This window comes from Phycicoccus sp. HDW14 (assembly GCF_011383005.1).
Taxonomy (GTDB): domain Bacteria; phylum Actinomycetota; class Actinomycetes; order Actinomycetales; family Dermatophilaceae; genus Phycicoccus.
On record NZ_CP049935.1, the window covers coordinates 3521282 to 3536825 of the forward strand.

Below are 15544 nucleotides of genomic sequence, written 5' to 3' on the forward strand. Positions count from 1 at the left end.
TCCGCCCGGGCGGAGGCGCGGCGGCGCCGCCCGCCCGGGACGGTGGTCTCGCCGGCGGGGCCGGCGGGGCGGTCGTCGTGGTCATGTCACTGACCGGTGCCGATGGAGTCGGCCTGCTGCTGGACGGTCTCCAGCGCCTTCTTCGGGTCGGCGCCGGTCTTGGTGACCTTCTCCATCTCGGTGTCGAGGTTCGCGACCACCTGCTCCCACGTCGGGAACGACGGCGGGGCCTTGGCGGTCTGGAGCTGCTCGCCGAAGACCTTGAGCTTGTCGTCGGCCGAGAGCGAGGGGTCGTCCCAGGCGGACTGCACGGAGGGCAGGTCGGTGGACATGCCGTACCACTTGGCCTGGGTCTTGGGGTCGGCGAGGAACTGGACGAACTTCCACGCGGTGTCGCGCTGCTTGGAGCTCTTGAAGACGACGAAGTCCGAGCCGCCCACGAACGAGGAGGACTGCTTGTCGGCGGGGATCTTCGCGACGGAGTACTTGTCCTTGAAGCCGGCGCCGCCGACCTTCTCGACCGCGGACATCATCCACGGGCCGGAGATGAACATCGGGACCTTGCCGCTCGCGAAGTCGGGCTCGGTCGTCGGCTGCACCGGGGCGGCCTTGTCGGAGATGCCGTCGGTGAAGAACGACTGGTAGTACTGCGCGGCCTTGAGCAGCTCGGGGCTGTCGAAGGAGTACTTGCCGTCCTTCTCGAGCGAGGCACCGGCCGACCAGGCGAACGGCATGAGGGTCTGCCACGACCCGGTGCCGCCGGCCTGCAGGCCGATGCCGTACTTGGCGCCGGCCTTGTCCTGCATCGCCTTGGCCATGTCCTTCAGGCCCTGCCAGGTCGTCGGCGCGGCGTCGTAGCCGGCCTTCTTCGCGAGGTCGGTGCGGTAGTAGAGCAGCCGGGTCTCGACGTACCAGGGGATGCCGTACGAGGTGTCGCCGACCTTCGTGGTCTCCTGCGCGCCGGGGAAGAACCCGCTCGCGTCGATGTTGCCGGGCAGCGGGTCGAGCGCGTCGAGGCCGGCGAACTCACCCATCCAGGTGGTGCCGACCATCGCGGCGTCCGGGGTGCTGTTCGCGGTGATCGCCGTCGTGAACTTGTCGTGCGCCGCGTCCCACGGGATCGCCGTGACGTTGACCTTGGCCCCGGGGTTCTGGGCCTCGAAGTCCTTGGCGAGGTCGGGCAGCTTCTCGCCCTCGGCGCCCATCGCCCAGACGGTGATGGTGCCCGTGGCCTTGCCGCCGGAGACGTCCGTGGCCTGCGCGCCGGCGCCGCCGGTGTCCTCGGCGCGTCCGCAGGCGCTGAGGGTCAGGGCGGCGGTGGCCAGGAGGGCCAGGACCGTCGTCGGGGTGCGTCTCATGTCGTGCTCACTTCCTTGTGGGGTGGGGCGGGAGGGTGGTCAGGCGGTGGGGGCGGAGCGGGCCGGCTCGGGGCAGCCGCACGAGCCGCGCAGGACGACCCGGGTCGCGAGGACCCCGTGGTCGACCGGGTCGGCGCCGGTGACCCGCTCGTGGAGGCGGTGGGCGGCGAGGGCGCCGAGGTCGCGGACGGGCTGGCGCACCGTCGTCAGGCCCGGGCGCAGGTAGCGGGCGGCCATGACGTCGTCCCAGCCGGTGACGGCGAGGTCGTCCGGGACGCGGACGCCGGCGGTCACGAGGCGCTCGACGAGGGCGAGGGCGACCTCGTCGTTGGCGCAGACGACGGCGTCGGCGGGCAGGCCGTCGGCGAGGAGGCGTTCGGCGGCGGCGGTGCCGTCGGCCTCGCGCAGCCCGCCACCCATCGGCGCCGGGACCTCGAGCCCGCGCTCGCGCAGGGCGTGGGTGAAGCCCTCGAGGCGCTGGCGCACGTCGGGGGCGACGTCGGGGTCGCCGACGAACACCGGGCGGGTGCGGCCGTGGACGTCGAGGAGGTGGGTGGTCAGGGCCGCGGCGCTCGTGGTGTTCTCGGCGGCGAGGTGCTCGAACCCGACGGTGTCACCGCCGGCCACGACGAGCAGCGGCCGCTGGCGGGTGGCCCGGCGCAGGACGTCGTCGGGCAGCAGGCCACCGAGGACGGCGACGCCGTCGACGCCGGCGACCAGCCGGGTGAAGCGGGCGGCGTCGAGGGGGCGGTCCCGCTCGACGAGGGTGAGGACGACGCTGAGGTCGAGCTCGGCGGCGGCCTCCTCGAAGCCCATGAGCAGCTCGGAGAAGTACGGGCCGGCGAGCTCGGGGAGGACCAGGCCGAGGGCCTCGTGGTGGCGCACGGCGAGGGAGCGGGCGGCGGCGAGCGGCATGTAGTCGAGCCGGTCGATGGCCTCGAGGACCTTGCCCCGGGTGGCGGCCGAGACGGCGCCGGTGCCCTGGACGACCCGGGAGACGGTGGCGATCGAGACACCGGCGGCCTCGGCGACCGAGTAGATCGTCGGGCCCGAGGGCTCGCGGGCCGGGGTACGGACCGCCATGCGCACACCTCCTTGTAAGCGCTTACAACTTGCGTTGTGAGCGCTTACACTGCCACGGCGTCCGCGAGGTGTGGGGTTTGGCGGCAGAGAATCTTCGGGAGCCGGGGTGCTCCCGCGCTGGTCGAGTTCGCGGGCTCTGGTGCGGTTCGCGGGCTCTGGTCCGGATCGTCGGCTCTGGTCCGGATCGTCCGCTCTGGTCCGGTTCGTGGGCTCTGGTCCGATGTGCCGGATGGCGGTGACTTCTCGCCGCCATCCGGGATTCCGGACCAGAGCCGGGGTGGGTCGGGCGGCCGGCCAGCACTTCCCCGCGGACCTCCGGCTCGCCACACTGTGCGTCATGGGCACCCCGTACACCGTCAGCCGCTCCACGACCGTCGCCGCTGCGCCGGAGGCCGTCCGGGCGCTGCTGCGCGACTTCCGGCAGTGGCCGCGGTGGTCGCCGTGGGAGGACCTCGACCCGGCGATGCGCCGCACGTACTCCGGTGCCGAGGCCGGGGTGGGGGCGCGCTACGCCTGGGCCGGGAACCGCAGGGCCGGCCGGGGGACCATGGAGGTCGTCGGCGACGCACCGCACGAGGTCGATGTCGCCCTGTCCTTCGAGAAGCCGTTCCCGTCCCGCTCGCGCGTCGAGTTCGTCCTCACCCCCAGGACGGCACGACCGGGGTCGAGTGGCGGATGGTCGGCGAGCTGACCGCGATGATGCGCCTCTTCTCGGTCGTGAAGTCGATGGACTCCCTCGTCGGACCCGACATGGAGAAGGGCCTGACCCGGCTGCGCGCGGCCGCCGAGGGCGCGACCGCCTGAGGGTCAGCGGGCCGGCGCGGGGCGGACGGTCCGGCCGCCGAGGGCGGTGCGCGCGAGGAGCAGGACGAGCAGCAGCTCCCCGACGACGACAGGGGCCAGGACCATCGGCAGGGTCACGCCGTCGAGGGGCAGCAGCGTGGCGGCCAGGGCGGTCGTCCCGCTGAGCGAGAGCGCGAGCGGGCCGAGCCGGGCGGCCAGCCCCGAGGGGGCCGAGCGCCAGAACGCGACCCCGGTCGCCACCAGGTGCAGCCCGAGGACGCCGAGCGCGTTGGCCCAGTGGTCGCGGAAGGCCGGGGCGGCGGACGGGCCGGTCCACAGCAGGACGAGCGCGCCGACGACGAGCAGCAGGGCGTAGCCGGTCCGCGCGAGCAGGGCGGCGTACGCGGCCGGGTGCGCGTGCTCCCGGGTCACCCGCCAGACGCCGCGCGCCACCGCCACCTCGAGGACCGCCACGATGAGGAAGGTGCTGACGACGTCGAGGCTCGACGCGCGCGGGCCCACCCCGTCGAGCAGCGCGACGGCGGGGACCGAGAGGGCCAGCGTGGCGAGGAGCCCGAGCACGGAGAGCCGGGCGGTCCGGCCCACGGCCACCGACCGGCTGGCGGCACGGGTCCGCAGCGCGGGCCGGGCCCGCAGCTGCTGGGGGGTGCGCAGCTGCGGGTGGGCCAGCACGGGAGCGTGGGTCCGGACGGTGGCCCGGGTCGCGGTCGTCGTCATGGCTCGAGACTGGTGCCGGCGGGGCCCCGGTGTCTGTCGGGGGGAGCCCTGAGACGACCCCGAACCACCCCCGGGAGGCGCTGCTAGGGTCCACGAGCGTGACGAGCCGCCTGCCCGCCGCCCGACCCGCGGCCCCCTGACGACGTGGGCCACCACCACGGGGCACCGGCCCACACCGGCCACCGGGCCGCACCGTTCGCACCGACCCCGCTCGCGACCCGGGTCGTCGTGCTCGTGCTCGTCGCCCTGACCGCCGCCGCCACCGTCGTCGGGCTCGTCACCCTCTGGCCGCGCGGCGAGGTGCCGAAGAACCCCGACCTCGACTACGCCGTGAGCGGTGCGACCTTCCCGCGGGCCACCGTCGTCTCGCTCACCGAGCCCTGCCCGGCCGTGGCCCCGGACTCGACCGACGGCGGCCCGACGGGTGCGCCCGACTGCGGTCAGCTGACGGCGCGGCTCGAGGACGGCACGACGCAGACGGTGCGCATCCAGCCCGAGGTCAGCCGCTCGGGCCTGCGCGCCGGCGACACGGTCACCCTGCTCCGGCTGCCCGACGACGCGGTCGCGGACGCCACCGAGCAGGGCGCGGTGCTCGACGACGTCTACTCCTTCGCCGGGGTGGACCGCCATCCACCGCTGCTCGTCCTCAGTGCCGTCTTCGTCGTGCTCGTGCTCGTCGTCGCCCGGTGGCGTGGGCTCGCGGCGCTCGTCAGCCTGGGCATCGGCGGGTACATCCTGCTGTCCTTCGTGGCCCCGGCGCTGCTCCAGGGTGCGGACCCGGTCGCCGTGGGGCTCACCGCCTCCGGCGCGACGATGCTCGTCGTCCTCTACCTGACGCACGGACCGAGCCTGCGCACCTCGACCGCCCTCCTCGGCACCGTCGTCGGGCTGGCCCTGACCGCCGTGGCCGGCACGCTGGGCGCCGACGCCGCTCGGCTCACGGGCGTCGGGGACGAGAACGGCGGTCTCCTCCAGGCGCTCGCGGGTGAGGTCCGGCTGCACGACCTCGTCGCCTGCGGGGTCCTCATCGCCGCGTTCGGCGTGCTCAACGACGTGACGATCAGCCAGACCTCGGCGGTGTGGGAGCTGCGGGCCGCCGACCCCGGGCGCAGCCGCGCGGTGCTCTTCGCCTCGGCCATGCGGATCGGCCGCGACCACCTCGCCTCGACCGTCTACACGATCGTCTTCGCGTATGCCGGTGCGGCGCTGCCGATCCTCCTGCTCATCGCGCTGTCCGGCCAGAGCCTCGACACCCTCTTCCTCTCCGAGGACATCACCGCCGAGGTGGTGCGCACGCTCGCCAGCGCCATCGGGCTGGTGCTCGCGATCCCGGCGACGACGGCGGTGGCCGTCCTCGTCGCACCGCCGCCGACCCGTCCGGAGTGACCGGCGGCTGGTGCGGCCCACCCGGCTGTGATGGGATCGGGTGCACCAGCGGGACGTCCGTCGTGCTGGTCGTCGACCGGAGGCCCGCATGCCCGACCCGCGACCCGCGACGTACGGCGTCCACTCCGAGGTGGGCCGGCTGCGCAAGGTGCTCGTCTGCCGGCCCGGCCTGGCGCACCGGCGGCTCACCCCGACGAACTCCGCGGACCTGCTCTTCGACGACGTCATGTGGGTCGGGCAGGCCGAACGCGACCACGCCGACTTCGTCACCGAGCTGGCGGCCCGCGGGGTCGAGGTCCTCGAGCTGCACGACGTCCTCGCCGAGACGATGGCCGTGCCGGGCGCCCGCGACTGGCTGCTCGACCGCAAGATCGTGCCGAACCACGTGGGGCTCGGCCTCGTCGAGTCGACCCGGGCCTTCCTCGAGACCCTCGACCCGGTGCGCCTCGCCGAGTTCCTCATCGGCGGGCTGGCCATCGTCGACCTGCCGGAGGAGTTCCGCACGCCGTGGGTCATGCTGGCCCGCGAGCAGACCGGCAGCCGCGAGTACCTGCTGCCGCCGCTGCCGAACACCCTCTACACGCGCGACACCACGTGCTGGATCTACGGCGGCCTGACCCTCAACCCGCTCTACTGGCCGGCCCGCCAGAACGAGACGATCATCTACAAGGCGATCTACTCCTTCCACCCCGACTTCACGGGGGCGCCGATCTGGTGGGGCGACCCCGAGACCGACTGGGGCGAGGCGACGCTCGAGGGCGGTGACGTCATGCCCGTCGGCAACGGCGTCGTGCTCATGGGGATGAGCGAGCGCACCTCGCGCCAGGCCATCACCCAGGTCGCCTCGAGGCTCTTCGCGCAGGGGGCCGCCGAGAAGGTCGTCGTCGCGGGGATGCCGCGGCTGCGCGCCGCGATGCACCTCGACACCGTCTTCACGTTCGCCGACCGCGACGTCGTCACGCTCTACCCGACGATCATGGACGGGGTCCACACGTTCATGCTGCACCCCTCGGACGCGGCGCCCGGGGTGGAGATCGAGGACCGGGGCGAGGGGTCGTTCACCAAGGTGACGGCCGAGGCGCTGGGCCTCGACGGGCTGCGCGTCATCGAGACCGGTGGGGACGCCTACACCTCGGAGCGCCAGCAGTGGGACAGCGGCAACAACGCGGTCGCCGTCGAGCCCGGGGTGGTCTTCACCTACGACCGCAACACGACGACCAACGCCCTGCTGCGCGGGGCGGGCATCGAGGTCGTCGAGATCCGCGGCGCCGAGCTCGGCCGCGGGCGGGGCGGTGGCCACTGCATGACCTGTCCGCTGGTGCGCGACCCCGTCGACTACTGAGGAGCCGGATGAGCCCCGACCGCACCTTCCGGCCCTCCGCCGGCCGGACCCTCGGCGTCGAGTGGGAGCTCGGCCTCGTCGACCCCGACACCCTCGACCTCGTCTCGCGCGCCCCCGAGCTCATCGAGGCCCTCGGCGGTGATGCCGCACCGGCCGCCGACCACGGCGGGGCCCGGGGGGCGGCCCGTTCGCTGGTCACCAAGGAGCTGCTGCTCAACACCGTCGAGATCGTCACCGGGGTGTGCGAGAACGCCGGTGGGGCGGCGGCCGACCTCGAGGAGGGGCTGGCCCGGGTGCGTACGGCGGCCGACGCGCTCGGCGTGCAGCTGTTCGCCGGTGGCGCGCACCCCTTCACCCGGTGGGAGGACCAGGAGGTCTCGCCGGGCGAGCGCTACGAGACGCTCATCGACCGCACCCAGTGGTGGGGCCGGCAGATGGTCATCTACGGGGTGCACGTGCACGTCGGGGTGACCTCGGCGGCCAAGGTCTGGCCGCTCGTCAACGCCCTGCTGACCTACCACCCGCACCTCACGGCCCTCTCGGCCTCCTCGCCGTTCACCGGCGGGGTCGACACCGGGTATGCGAGCAACCGGACGATGCTCTTCCAGCAGCTGCCGACCGCCGGCCTGCCGTTCCAGTTCGAGACCTGGGCCCAGTACCGCGCCTACCTCCACGACGTCTTCACGACCGGGGTCGTCGACGACGCGAGCGAGCTGCGCTGGGACATCCGGCCGTCGCTGCGCCTCGGCACCATCGAGGTGCGGGCGTGTGACGGGCTGACGACCGTCGCCGACGTCACGGCCATCGCCGCCTTCGTCCACTGCCTCCTCGTGCACCTCGAGGAGCGCCTCGACGTCGGGCGCCTACCCGAGCCGCTGCCGCCCTGGCACGTGCAGGAGAACAAGTGGCGCGCAGCGCGGTACGGCCTCGACGCCATCGTCATCGCCGATGCCGGCAGCCGGGAGGTCGGGGTCGTCGACGACGTGCTCGCGCTCCTCGACCGGCTGGAGCCGACCGCGCAGCGGCTGGGCTGCCGCGACGAGCTGGCCGGCATCGAGGGGTTGGCGCGCGGCGGGGCGGGCTACGTCCGGATGCGGGCGGCGGCCGAGGAGGCCGGCGGCGACCTGCGGGCCGCGGTGCGGGCGGCCCTCGTCCCGGAGTGACGGCCGGGGCCGGGGGAACTCACGAGCGTGTCGGCGCCCGGTCTCCTACGGTGGCCGGGTGCAGACCCCGCCCGACGACCTGACCGCCGACCGGCTGCTCACGGCCGTGCGCCGGGGCTGGCTCCCGGAGGCGGTGACGGCCGACTACCTGCCGGTCGGGTTCGGGAACCACCACTGGCGGGTCGAGGACCGTTCGGGCACAACGTGGTTCGCGTCCGCGGATGCCGTCGACGACGATGACGCGCTCCACCGGCTGGCCGCCGCGTTCGGGGTGGCGGCCGAGGCCCGGGCGGCAGGGGTGGTCGGCGCCCACGGCCCCTGCCCTCGCGCGAGGGGTCGACCGTCCTGCGGCTCGGCGCCGTCCGCCGCGGGCTGGACGCGCTCGACGCCTCGGGCTCCGGGGACGCCGGGCGGCTGGTCGTCACGCACGGCGAGCCCCATCCGGGCAACGCCGTGCGCACCGCGACCGGACTCGTGCTCGTCGACTGGGACACCGCCCGCAGGGCCGAGCCGGAGCGCGACCTGTGGCTCGTCGCGGCCCGCGCCGACCTCGACGTGGTCGCGCGCTACGAGGACCTGACGGCCGGGGCCGTCGAGCGGTCCCGGCTGCGGGCGCGGGAACGGCGCTGGGGCCTGGCCGACGTCGCGTCCTTCGTGCCGGACCTGCTCGCCGCCGAGCACGCCGGTGCCGACACGGCCTGGCAGCTGGAGGCGCTGGCCCGGACCATCGACACGCTCTGAGGGGGAGGGGTCAGGCGGTGCCGTCGGCCGCCGTCGACCCGGCCGACCCGGCTGCCTCGACCGCGTCGAGCTCGTCGGCGACCGGGGTGGCGCCACCGTTGAACTCGATGACGGCACCGGCGGTGCCGGGCCGCTCGAGCACCTCGGCCGCGACCAGGGCCACGTCGTCGCGCGACACCGACCCCTTACCGGCGCCCGTGCGGGCGGTCTCGACGCCGCCGGTGCCGGGGTCGTCGGTGAGCCGGCTGGGGCGCAGCAGCGTCCAGTCGAGTGTCGAGCCCTGCAGGTGCGCGTCGGCGGCGGTCTTGGCCTCGGCGTAGGCGAAGAACGGGTCGTTCTGCGGCACACCGTGGTCCGGCCCGGCACCGTAGTACGACACCATGACGTAGCGGCGGGCGCCGGCGCGGTCGGCGGCGTCCATCGAGCGGATGGCGGCGTCCCGGTCGACGGCGTAGGTGCGCTCCGGGGTGCCGCCGCCGGCGCCCGCGGACCACACCACGGCGTCGTGGCCGGCGAACAGGTCGGCCAGCTCGTCGGTCGTCAGGGACTGGACGTCGGCGACCAGGGCGCTCGCCCCGTCGGCCTCGACGTCGGCCGCGTGGTCCGGGTTGCGGACCACCGCCGTGACGTCGTGCGAGCGGGCGGTGAGGAGGGGGGTCAGGCGGCGGGCCACCTTGCCGTGGCCGCCGATCACGAGGATGCGCATGTCCGGGCCAACCAGCGGCGGCGGCGTGGTGTTCCTCGCGGAGCGCCGAGGGTGCCCCTCGTCACCCGACCGCGACGGCCACGAGGGCCGCGACCAGCCCCACGACGGCCGCCCCGGCGCGTACCCGGTCCGCGGTGAGCAGCCGCCGGAGGAGCGGCGGGTGGGCCCGTCCCGCCCGAGGGCACCGTGTGCCGGGGCGGCGACGGCCGCGGTCGTCAGCAGGACGACGGCCTGGGCGCCGAGCGCGACGAGGACGGCCGGGCCGAGCGGCGCGGCGACGACCACCCACGCACCGACCGCGAGGACGGCGAGGTACAGCGGCCCCACGAGCCGCACGGTGCGACGCGAGTGGTCGGTGTGCGCCGCCGCGAAGTCCGGCCCGGTCCGGTCGGCGAGCACCGGGTAGACCACCGCGGACACCGTGACCTGGAAGCCGGCGTGCACCGCGGCGACGACGGCGAGGGCGACGAGCGGTGTCACAGGGCCCGCGGCATGCCGAACTCGGTCGCGGTGCCGCGCGAGTGCAGGACGCTGTCCGGTGGGGTGCCCGCCAGCTCCGGGAACCCGGCGGCCGCGAGCAGCTCGTCGTCGAGCTCGAGGAGGGTGGCCCGGCGCAGTGGCCACGGCTCGTGCCGGTTCGGCACCCACCGCGTCCGTCCGGCCATCCGGGTGTGCAGGCCGTAGCGGGCGGTGAGGAAGTGCTCGAGCGGGCCGGGCTCGGTGACCGGGGCACCGACGTCGACGACCATCCGGCTGCGCGCCCCGCGGGGGCGGGCCAGCGGCGCGTCGCCGTGTACTCGACGCGGTCGGCGTCGCGCGCGTACCGCATCCGGGCCCAGGTGTACGGGGTGCCGAACACGGCCCGGGCCGCGAGCGAGACGAGGAGGCGAGAGGCCTCGAGCGAGCCGAAGACCACGCCACGGCGCCCCGCGTCGTCGACCGAGTAGAAGCGCACGTTGGTCTCGAGGAAGGTGCCCAGCCACGGCACCGGCGGTCCGGCGCCGAACCCGGCGCCGAGCATCCGGAAGGGGATGAGCCCGACGTAGGTGGCGCCGCCGAGGGTGTCCGGCCGCGTCCCCGCGGGGAGCAGGGGGGCGACGAGCGCGGGCTCGACGGCCCAGTGCACGAAGGTGATGTCGAGCCACTGATGGCGCATCGAGCGCGGGCCGGCCAGCGGCGGTGCCGAGGGGTCGAGCGCGACGTCGGCGGGGGTGCGCGGGTCGGTCACGACCCGAGTGTCAGCACCCGTGGGGCCCCGGCGCCGGACAGGTGACCCGTCTCACGCGGGACTGTCGAACCCTCGGGGCGGGAAGGGGTTCAGCGCGGGCCCGGGGACCGGCGGCGCAGCTCGCGCACGATCCGCGCCTGGCGCCGGACCACGCCCGACCGGTGGGCCAGGGAGGCGTCCGCCCGCGCCTCGCGGAGGTCGTCCTCCGTCCCGGCGAGCTCGGCGATGAGCTCGCGGACCGATCGTCCGTGGGCGGGTCGGTCCTCGGTCGTCGTCGTCATGGCCCAACCCTGTCGAGCGGGCCTCTGAGGCCCCTTCGTGCTCCCTGTGAGGTGCCTGTCAGGACGCCGGGTCGGGGGCGGGCTCGCGCTCGCTCCCATGGTGGGGCGGCCGGTGCTTCTGCGCGTGGTAGTCGGCGAGGCGCCGGTCGGCGTCGGCACCGAAGAGGATGCGGGCCACCTCGCGCAGGCCGTCGGAGTCGTCGATGTCCTCGTCGCGCACGACGAGGTCGATCTTGCTGCGCCGGCGCATGAAGTCGTCGAGGGTCACGACCATCTCGTGCTCGGCGGCGGTGTACAGCTCGGCGCGCAGGTAGTCGGCCGAGCCCATGACGTCCTCGCCCATGGCCGGGTCGGCGCGGATGGCCTCGAGCAGGTCGAAGGCCCGGCGGCCGTAGCGGCGCCAGAGCCGGTCGCTCAGCGGCTCGGTGTCGGGCTTGGTGCGCAGGGCGTCGAGGCGCATCAGCCGGGCCTGGCGGAAGAACTCGGCGCGGGTCTGGGCGGCGGGCTCGCCGTACCAGTTGGCGAGGTCCTTCTCGAGCGGGATGCCGAGGTGCTCGACCTCGGCCGCGACCTCCTCGCCGACGTTGAGGCAGTCGGTGAGCTTGCCGCCGAGGACGGTGACGACGGCCCGCTGGTCGTCGCGCTCGATCTCGTGCTTGCGGGACAACGAGGTCCAGTCGGCGTCGACCTGGTCGCCTCCGCCGCGCCTGACCACCAGCGGTCGCACGCCGCAGCGCTCGGCGATGACGTCGTCGGGGGTCAGCGGGGTGGGCAGGTCGAGCCGGGCGTTGATCTGGTCGAGGAGGAAGTGCCGGTCCTCGTCGGTGACCTCGGTGTACGGGGAGTCGACGCGGGTGTCGGTGGTGCCGATGACCGAGCGGCGGCCCATCGGGATGACGTAGAAGAGGCGCTGGGTGTCGTCGAAGAAGGCGAGCACGCGGTCGTGGTGCGTCGTGGTGAGGCGGGGGACGACGAGGTGGATGCCCTTGGAGCAGACGATGCGGTGCTCGGTGCGCAGGTCCCACGAGCTGTTGAGGTCGTCGACGAACGGTCCGGCCGCGTTGACGACCACCCGTGCGGCTGTGGTGATCTCGGCCCCGGTGTCGGTGTCGCGCAGGTGGCACACCCAGCGGTCGCCGATGCGCTTGGCCGAGGTCAGCTCGACGTAGTTCGCGACGGCGGCCCCGGCCTCGACCGCCGAGCGGACGAAGGAGAAGACGAACCGGCTGTCGTTGTCGACGAGGTAGGCGTCGCGGTACTCGATGGCGCCGCGGACGTCGCTCGTGTCGATGACCGGCTCCTGCGCCTTGACCTCCTCCGCGTCGTAGAGGTGCGGACGCTCGGTGCCGAACAGGCCGATGCCCCAGTAGGCGGTGGCGCCGAGGCCGGCGAACCACGGCTTGTACGGCGAGGAGTGGTCGAGCGCCGCGAGGAAGCCGATCTCCTTGATGTTGTCCGCGTAGGCCTTCATCAGGCGGTTGCGGCTGCGGCACAGGCCGAAGACGAGGGGCAGCTCGTAGTTCTCGAGGTACTTGAAGCCGCCCCAGACGAGGTTGCTCGACTCCTGGCTCGTGAAGCCGCCGAAGTCGCCGCGGTCGATGAGGGCGACGGAGGCCCCGCGGCCGGCGAGGGCCGCGGCCGAGACCGCGCCGTTGATGCCGGCCCCGACGACGAGGACGTCGAACAGGCCGCCGTCGATGCGCTCGATGTTCGCCGACCTCAGGCTCATGCACCCAGCCTAGGCGTGCGGCCGGTGCCGGCGGTCGGCGCTGCCGATTTGCCGGAACGGCACGCAAGGTTGTCGCCCGCGGGCGGGCGGCGTCAGGCTCGGTCCGTGACGACGCACGATGCCGGCCACACCTCCGGCCACCGGCACCACCACCCCGACGCCTCGCAGGACCCCGCGACCTTCTGGGAGGCCCACTACGCCGACCGCGAGCAGGTCTGGAGCGGGCGGGTCAACGGGATCCTCGAGGGGGTCCTCGCCGGGCTCGCGCCGGGGCGGGCGCTGGACCTCGGGTGCGGCGAGGGCGGGGACGCGGTGCACCTCGCGCGGCTCGGGTGGTCGGTGACGGCGGTCGACATCTCGGCGACGGCCGTCGAGCGGACGCGTGCGGCGGCGGAGGCGGCCGGGGTCGGGGACCGGGTGCTCGTCGAGCGGCACGACCTCGCCGCGTCCGTGCCCGCCGGCCCGTTCGACCTGGTCAGCGCCCAGTACCTCCAGAGCCCGGTGTCGTTGCCGCGCTCGTCGGTGTTGCAGCGGGCGGCCGAGTCGCTGGTCGTCGGCGGCCTGCTCGTCGTCGTCGACCACGGGGAGGTGCCGCCGTGGGGGCAGCCGCCCGAGGGTCACGTGTTCGCCTCCCCGGAGGAGCTGCTCGCCGACCTCGGCCCCGATCCCGCGCGGTTCGTACCGGAGGTCGTGGGGGCCGCCGCGCGTGAGGTCGTGGGCCCCGACGGGGAGCGAGCCACCCTCTCCGACGCGCTCGTCGTGCTGCGCCGGGTGGGCTGACCCGCCGGGGCGGTCGCAGGTCGGCGGCGTCCATGCCCTTGCACATATATACGTCGTGGCATACCTTGGGGTGGTGACCGGTGCCCTGGACGTCCTCGAGGTGATCGCCGAGCCGACCCGTCGCCGGATCCTCGATGCGGTGCGGGGCGGCGAGCGGTCGGTCTCCGAGCTCGTCGAGATCGTCGGGATGCACCAGCCCGGGGTGTCCCGACACCTGCGGGTGCTGCGCGACGCCGGCCTCGTCGAGGTCCGTCGCGACGCCCAGCGCCGCCTCTACCGCCTGCGCGCCGAGCCCCTGCGTGAGCTCGACGAGTGGCTCGAGCCCTACCGCGCCGAGCTGTCGGGGCGCCTCGACTCCCTCGAGCGCCACCTCGCGCGCACGTCCCGACCCATCCCCCCGAAGGAGCGATCCTCGTGACCGACGACCTGACCACCCGCTACGACGGCGTGCTCGAACGCACCACCGACGGCGGGGTCATCCGCTTCGAGCGACACCTCGCCCACGACGTGCGGGACGTGTGGGAGGCCATCACCTCGCCCGAGCGGCTCGCCGACTGGTGGCTGCCGTTCGATGCCGACGTGACCGTCGACCTGCGCGAGGGCGGCGAGATGGTCTTCGCGGGCCGCGCGACCGAGGAGCCGGTGACGATGACGTGCACGATCCTGCGGGTCGACCCGCCCGTGCTGTTCGAGCACACGCACCCCGCGCCGGGGTCGACGATGCGCTGGGAGCTCGAGCCGCACGACACCGGCTGCGTCCTCCGCCTCAGCCACACCGTCCCCGACGTCACCGAGGCCGTCGACAACCTCTACCTCGTCGGCCTCCAGACCTCCCTCGACCGTCTCGAGCCGTGCCTCGCCGGTCGGCCGGTGCCGTGGGACTGGGATGCCTTCGCCGCCGGCCGGGCCCACTACGCCGGTCTCGGCCTGGCGACTGCGGCGGACGCGTCGTGAGCGCCCCGCGGGAGCAGCTGCTCCGGGTGCAGAACTTCATGCTGTCGACCGACGGCTTCGGCACCGGTGAGGGCCAGAGCATCGAGCGGCCCTTCGGGCACGCCGACCCGTCGCGGCTGGCCGCGTGGGCGGGGGCGACGGCGAGCTGGCCGAACCGCGCCGAGCCCGGCGGCACCCGCGGCCTCGACGACTACTTCACGCGGGACTTCAGCCACGGCATCGGCGCCGAGATCATGGGCCGCGGCAAGTTCGGTCCGCAGCAGGGGCCGTGGGAGTCGTACGAGTGGGAGGGGTGGTGGGGGGACGAGCCGCCGTTCCACACGCCGGTGTTCGTGCTGACGCACCACCCGCGGCCGTCGATCTCGCTGTCGGACACCACGTTCCACTTCATAGATGCCTCGCCGGCGGAGGCCCTGCGGCAGGCGAAGGCCGCTGCCGGCGGGCTGGACGTCCGCCTCGGCGGGGGCGTGGCCACGGTGCGTGACTTCCTCGCGGCCGACCTCGTCGACACGATGCACGTCGCCGTCGCGCCCGTGGAGATCGGCCGGGGCGGCCGGCTGTGGGAGTCGCCCGACGAGCTGCTCGACCGCTTCCACCACGAGGAGGTCCCGAGCCCGAGCGGCGTCGTCCACCACCTCTTCTGGCGCCGCTGAACCCGGTCGCCGCGGGTCTGCGAACGTAGACGAGGCTCTTCTCGACGACCGCGATGGCGTTGATGGCGTCGATGAGGGTGGGCCCGCCGGTGTCGAAGTGGCCAAGCTGGGACACGGTGCCGGTCGCGATGATCGTCGCGAACGGGTAGCCAGCCCAGCGTTCTGTACCGGGCGAGACGGTCCGCGGTCATGGCTTGAATCGGGCACCCTCGGTCAGGTAGAGCCCGACTGCGATCTCTGTCAGCTTCATCGACCCCTCCACGCAGGCGGTGTCGATGCCGCTCGCGAACTCGGCGATGAGGTCGTCGGAGGGCAGCGAGTCCCCACCGTCAACCTTCTGCGCGCTGACGAGCATGTCCGCCGCCGCGACCCGCCGCTGGTCCTTGTCCATCTCGGACTGGAAGTCGGAGCAGGTCGTGTCGCTGTAGCTCTTGGCCCAAGTCTGCTCGTACTTCCCACCGGAGACCGCGCCCCCCGAGTCGGTGTCGGAGCCACCTCCCCCGCACCCCGACAGGGCGAAGACGATCCCCACCCCGACAACTGCGACCGTTCTGCGCATCCCCATGGTCAGACGCTCCTCTGCGGGCTACTGGGCCGAGGCTACGGGTGCAGGTCGGCA

General features: G+C 74.1%; 17 protein-coding genes and 1 pseudogene. 10 read left to right on the forward strand and 8 right to left on the reverse strand.

The window, feature by feature from the left end:
- Positions 1–86: 86 nt before the first annotated feature.
- Both G7075_RS17335 and G7075_RS17340 read right to left on the reverse strand, forming a co-directional pair.
- Positions 87–1358, reverse strand: a complete 1272-nt coding sequence (locus G7075_RS17335) for a sugar ABC transporter substrate-binding protein (RefSeq protein ID WP_166123696.1) — start codon at positions 1356–1358, stop codon at positions 87–89.
- Positions 1359–1397: 39 nt separating this feature from the next.
- Complete coding sequence (locus tag G7075_RS17340) at positions 1398–2441, reverse strand: LacI family DNA-binding transcriptional regulator (protein ID WP_166123698.1); 1044 nt, start codon at positions 2439–2441, stop codon at positions 1398–1400.
- Positions 2442–2778: 337 nt separating this feature from the next.
- On the opposite strand from G7075_RS17340, the gene G7075_RS17345 reads away from it, so the two are divergent.
- Complete coding sequence (locus tag G7075_RS17345; protein ID WP_240917721.1) at positions 2779–3132, forward strand: SRPBCC family protein; 354 nt, start codon at positions 2779–2781, stop codon at positions 3130–3132.
- Positions 3117–3245: a hypothetical protein gene (locus G7075_RS22130; protein ID WP_256378040.1), complete on the forward strand. Its 129-nt coding sequence runs from the start codon at positions 3117–3119 to the stop codon at positions 3243–3245. The genes G7075_RS17345 and G7075_RS22130 overlap by 16 nt, the downstream gene beginning before the upstream one ends.
- Before the next feature lie 3 nt (positions 3246–3248).
- On the opposite strand, the gene G7075_RS17350 is transcribed toward G7075_RS22130, so the two are convergent.
- Positions 3249–3962 carry a hypothetical protein gene (locus G7075_RS17350; RefSeq protein WP_166123700.1) on the reverse strand — a complete coding sequence of 238 codons (714 nt, stop codon included), beginning with the start codon at positions 3960–3962 and terminating at the stop codon, positions 3249–3251.
- A 144-nt stretch (positions 3963–4106) separates the two neighbouring features.
- On the opposite strand from G7075_RS17350, the gene G7075_RS17355 reads away from it, so the two are divergent.
- The 4 genes from G7075_RS17355 to G7075_RS17370 all read left to right on the forward strand — a co-directional run bounded on the left by G7075_RS17355 (position 4107) and on the right by G7075_RS17370 (position 8594).
- Positions 4107–5348 carry a YibE/F family protein gene (locus tag G7075_RS17355; RefSeq protein ID WP_166123702.1) on the forward strand — a complete coding sequence of 414 codons (1242 nt, stop codon included), beginning with the start codon at positions 4107–4109 and terminating at the stop codon, positions 5346–5348.
- 88 nt (positions 5349–5436) lie between these two features.
- Positions 5437–6690, forward strand: a complete 1254-nt coding sequence (locus tag G7075_RS17360) for an arginine deiminase (protein ID WP_166123704.1) — start codon at positions 5437–5439, stop codon at positions 6688–6690.
- Positions 6691–6698: 8 nt separating this feature from the next.
- Entirely contained in the window at positions 6699–7853 is a 1155-nt protein-coding gene (locus G7075_RS17365; protein WP_166123706.1) for a glutamate--cysteine ligase, read from the forward strand.
- 372 nt (positions 7854–8225) lie between these two features.
- Positions 8226–8594 (forward strand): phosphotransferase, encoded by a 369-nt coding sequence (locus G7075_RS17370; RefSeq protein ID WP_240918071.1) that lies wholly within the window; start codon positions 8226–8228, stop codon positions 8592–8594.
- 10 nt (positions 8595–8604) lie between these two features.
- On the opposite strand, the gene G7075_RS23125 is transcribed toward G7075_RS17370, so the two are convergent.
- The 4 genes and pseudogenes from G7075_RS23125 to G7075_RS17395 form a co-directional block, all read right to left on the reverse strand.
- Entirely contained in the window at positions 8605–9780 is a 1176-nt protein-coding gene (locus tag G7075_RS23125; RefSeq protein ID WP_371814108.1) for an SDR family oxidoreductase, read from the reverse strand.
- A pseudogene (locus G7075_RS23130) lies at positions 9777–10456 on the reverse strand (YqjF family protein). Before G7075_RS23130 ends, G7075_RS23125 begins: the two are co-directional and overlap by 4 nt.
- A 161-nt stretch (positions 10457–10617) precedes the next feature.
- Complete coding sequence (locus G7075_RS17390; protein WP_166123710.1) at positions 10618–10809, reverse strand: hypothetical protein; 192 nt, start codon at positions 10807–10809, stop codon at positions 10618–10620.
- Positions 10810–10867: 58 nt separating this feature from the next.
- Entirely contained in the window at positions 10868–12538 is a 1671-nt protein-coding gene (locus tag G7075_RS17395) for a glycerol-3-phosphate dehydrogenase/oxidase (protein WP_166123712.1), read from the reverse strand.
- Between the two features lie 105 nt (positions 12539–12643).
- On the opposite strand from G7075_RS17395, the gene G7075_RS17400 reads away from it, so the two are divergent.
- The 4 genes from G7075_RS17400 (at position 12644) to G7075_RS17415 (ending at position 14925) form a co-directional block, all read left to right on the forward strand.
- Positions 12644–13318 (forward strand): cyclopropane-fatty-acyl-phospholipid synthase family protein, encoded by a 675-nt coding sequence (locus tag G7075_RS17400; protein WP_166123714.1) that lies wholly within the window; start codon positions 12644–12646, stop codon positions 13316–13318.
- A gap of 73 nt (positions 13319–13391) precedes the next feature.
- Positions 13392–13736, forward strand: coding sequence for a metalloregulator ArsR/SmtB family transcription factor (locus tag G7075_RS17405; RefSeq protein WP_240917723.1), 345 nt, complete (start codon positions 13392–13394; stop codon positions 13734–13736).
- Positions 13733–14272, forward strand: coding sequence for an SRPBCC family protein (locus G7075_RS17410; RefSeq protein ID WP_205860554.1), 540 nt, complete (start codon positions 13733–13735; stop codon positions 14270–14272). Before G7075_RS17405 ends, G7075_RS17410 begins: the two co-directional genes overlap by 4 nt.
- 38 nt (positions 14273–14310) lie before the next feature.
- Positions 14311–14925, forward strand: coding sequence for a dihydrofolate reductase family protein (locus G7075_RS17415; RefSeq protein WP_166124459.1), 615 nt, complete (start codon positions 14311–14313; stop codon positions 14923–14925).
- Between the two features lie 187 nt (positions 14926–15112).
- Here the strand turns inward: G7075_RS17415 and G7075_RS17420 are convergent, their stop codons facing one another.
- Positions 15113–15490: a hypothetical protein gene (locus G7075_RS17420; protein ID WP_166123716.1), complete on the reverse strand. Its 378-nt coding sequence runs from the start codon at positions 15488–15490 to the stop codon at positions 15113–15115.
- Positions 15491–15544 lie beyond the last annotated feature (54 nt).

Excerpts from the sequence above, each read along its gene's own strand:
- G7075_RS17345 (WP_240917721.1), top strand. The coding sequence starts at position 2,779 with ATGGGCACCCCGTACACCGTCAGCCGCTCCACGACCGTCGCCGCTGCG.
- G7075_RS17390 (WP_166123710.1), bottom strand. The coding sequence starts at position 10,809 with ATGACGACGACGACCGAGGACCGACCCGCCCACGGACGATCGGTCCGC.
- G7075_RS17340 (WP_166123698.1), bottom strand. The coding sequence starts at position 2,441 with ATGGCGGTCCGTACCCCGGCCCGCGAGCCCTCGGGCCCGACGATCTAC.
- G7075_RS17365 (WP_166123706.1), top strand. The coding sequence starts at position 6,699 with ATGAGCCCCGACCGCACCTTCCGGCCCTCCGCCGGCCGGACCCTCGGC.
- G7075_RS17335 (WP_166123696.1), bottom strand. The coding sequence starts at position 1,358 with ATGAGACGCACCCCGACGACGGTCCTGGCCCTCCTGGCCACCGCCGCC.
- G7075_RS17415 (WP_166124459.1), top strand. The coding sequence starts at position 14,311 with ATGCTGTCGACCGACGGCTTCGGCACCGGTGAGGGCCAGAGCATCGAG.
- G7075_RS17350 (WP_166123700.1), bottom strand. The coding sequence starts at position 3,962 with ATGACGACGACCGCGACCCGGGCCACCGTCCGGACCCACGCTCCCGTG.
- G7075_RS17395 (WP_166123712.1), bottom strand. The coding sequence starts at position 12,538 with ATGAGCCTGAGGTCGGCGAACATCGAGCGCATCGACGGCGGCCTGTTC.
- G7075_RS22130 (WP_256378040.1), top strand. The coding sequence starts at position 3,117 with ATGGTCGGCGAGCTGACCGCGATGATGCGCCTCTTCTCGGTCGTGAAG.
- G7075_RS17360 (WP_166123704.1), top strand. The coding sequence starts at position 5,437 with ATGCCCGACCCGCGACCCGCGACGTACGGCGTCCACTCCGAGGTGGGC.
- G7075_RS17420 (WP_166123716.1), bottom strand. The coding sequence starts at position 15,490 with ATGGGGATGCGCAGAACGGTCGCAGTTGTCGGGGTGGGGATCGTCTTC.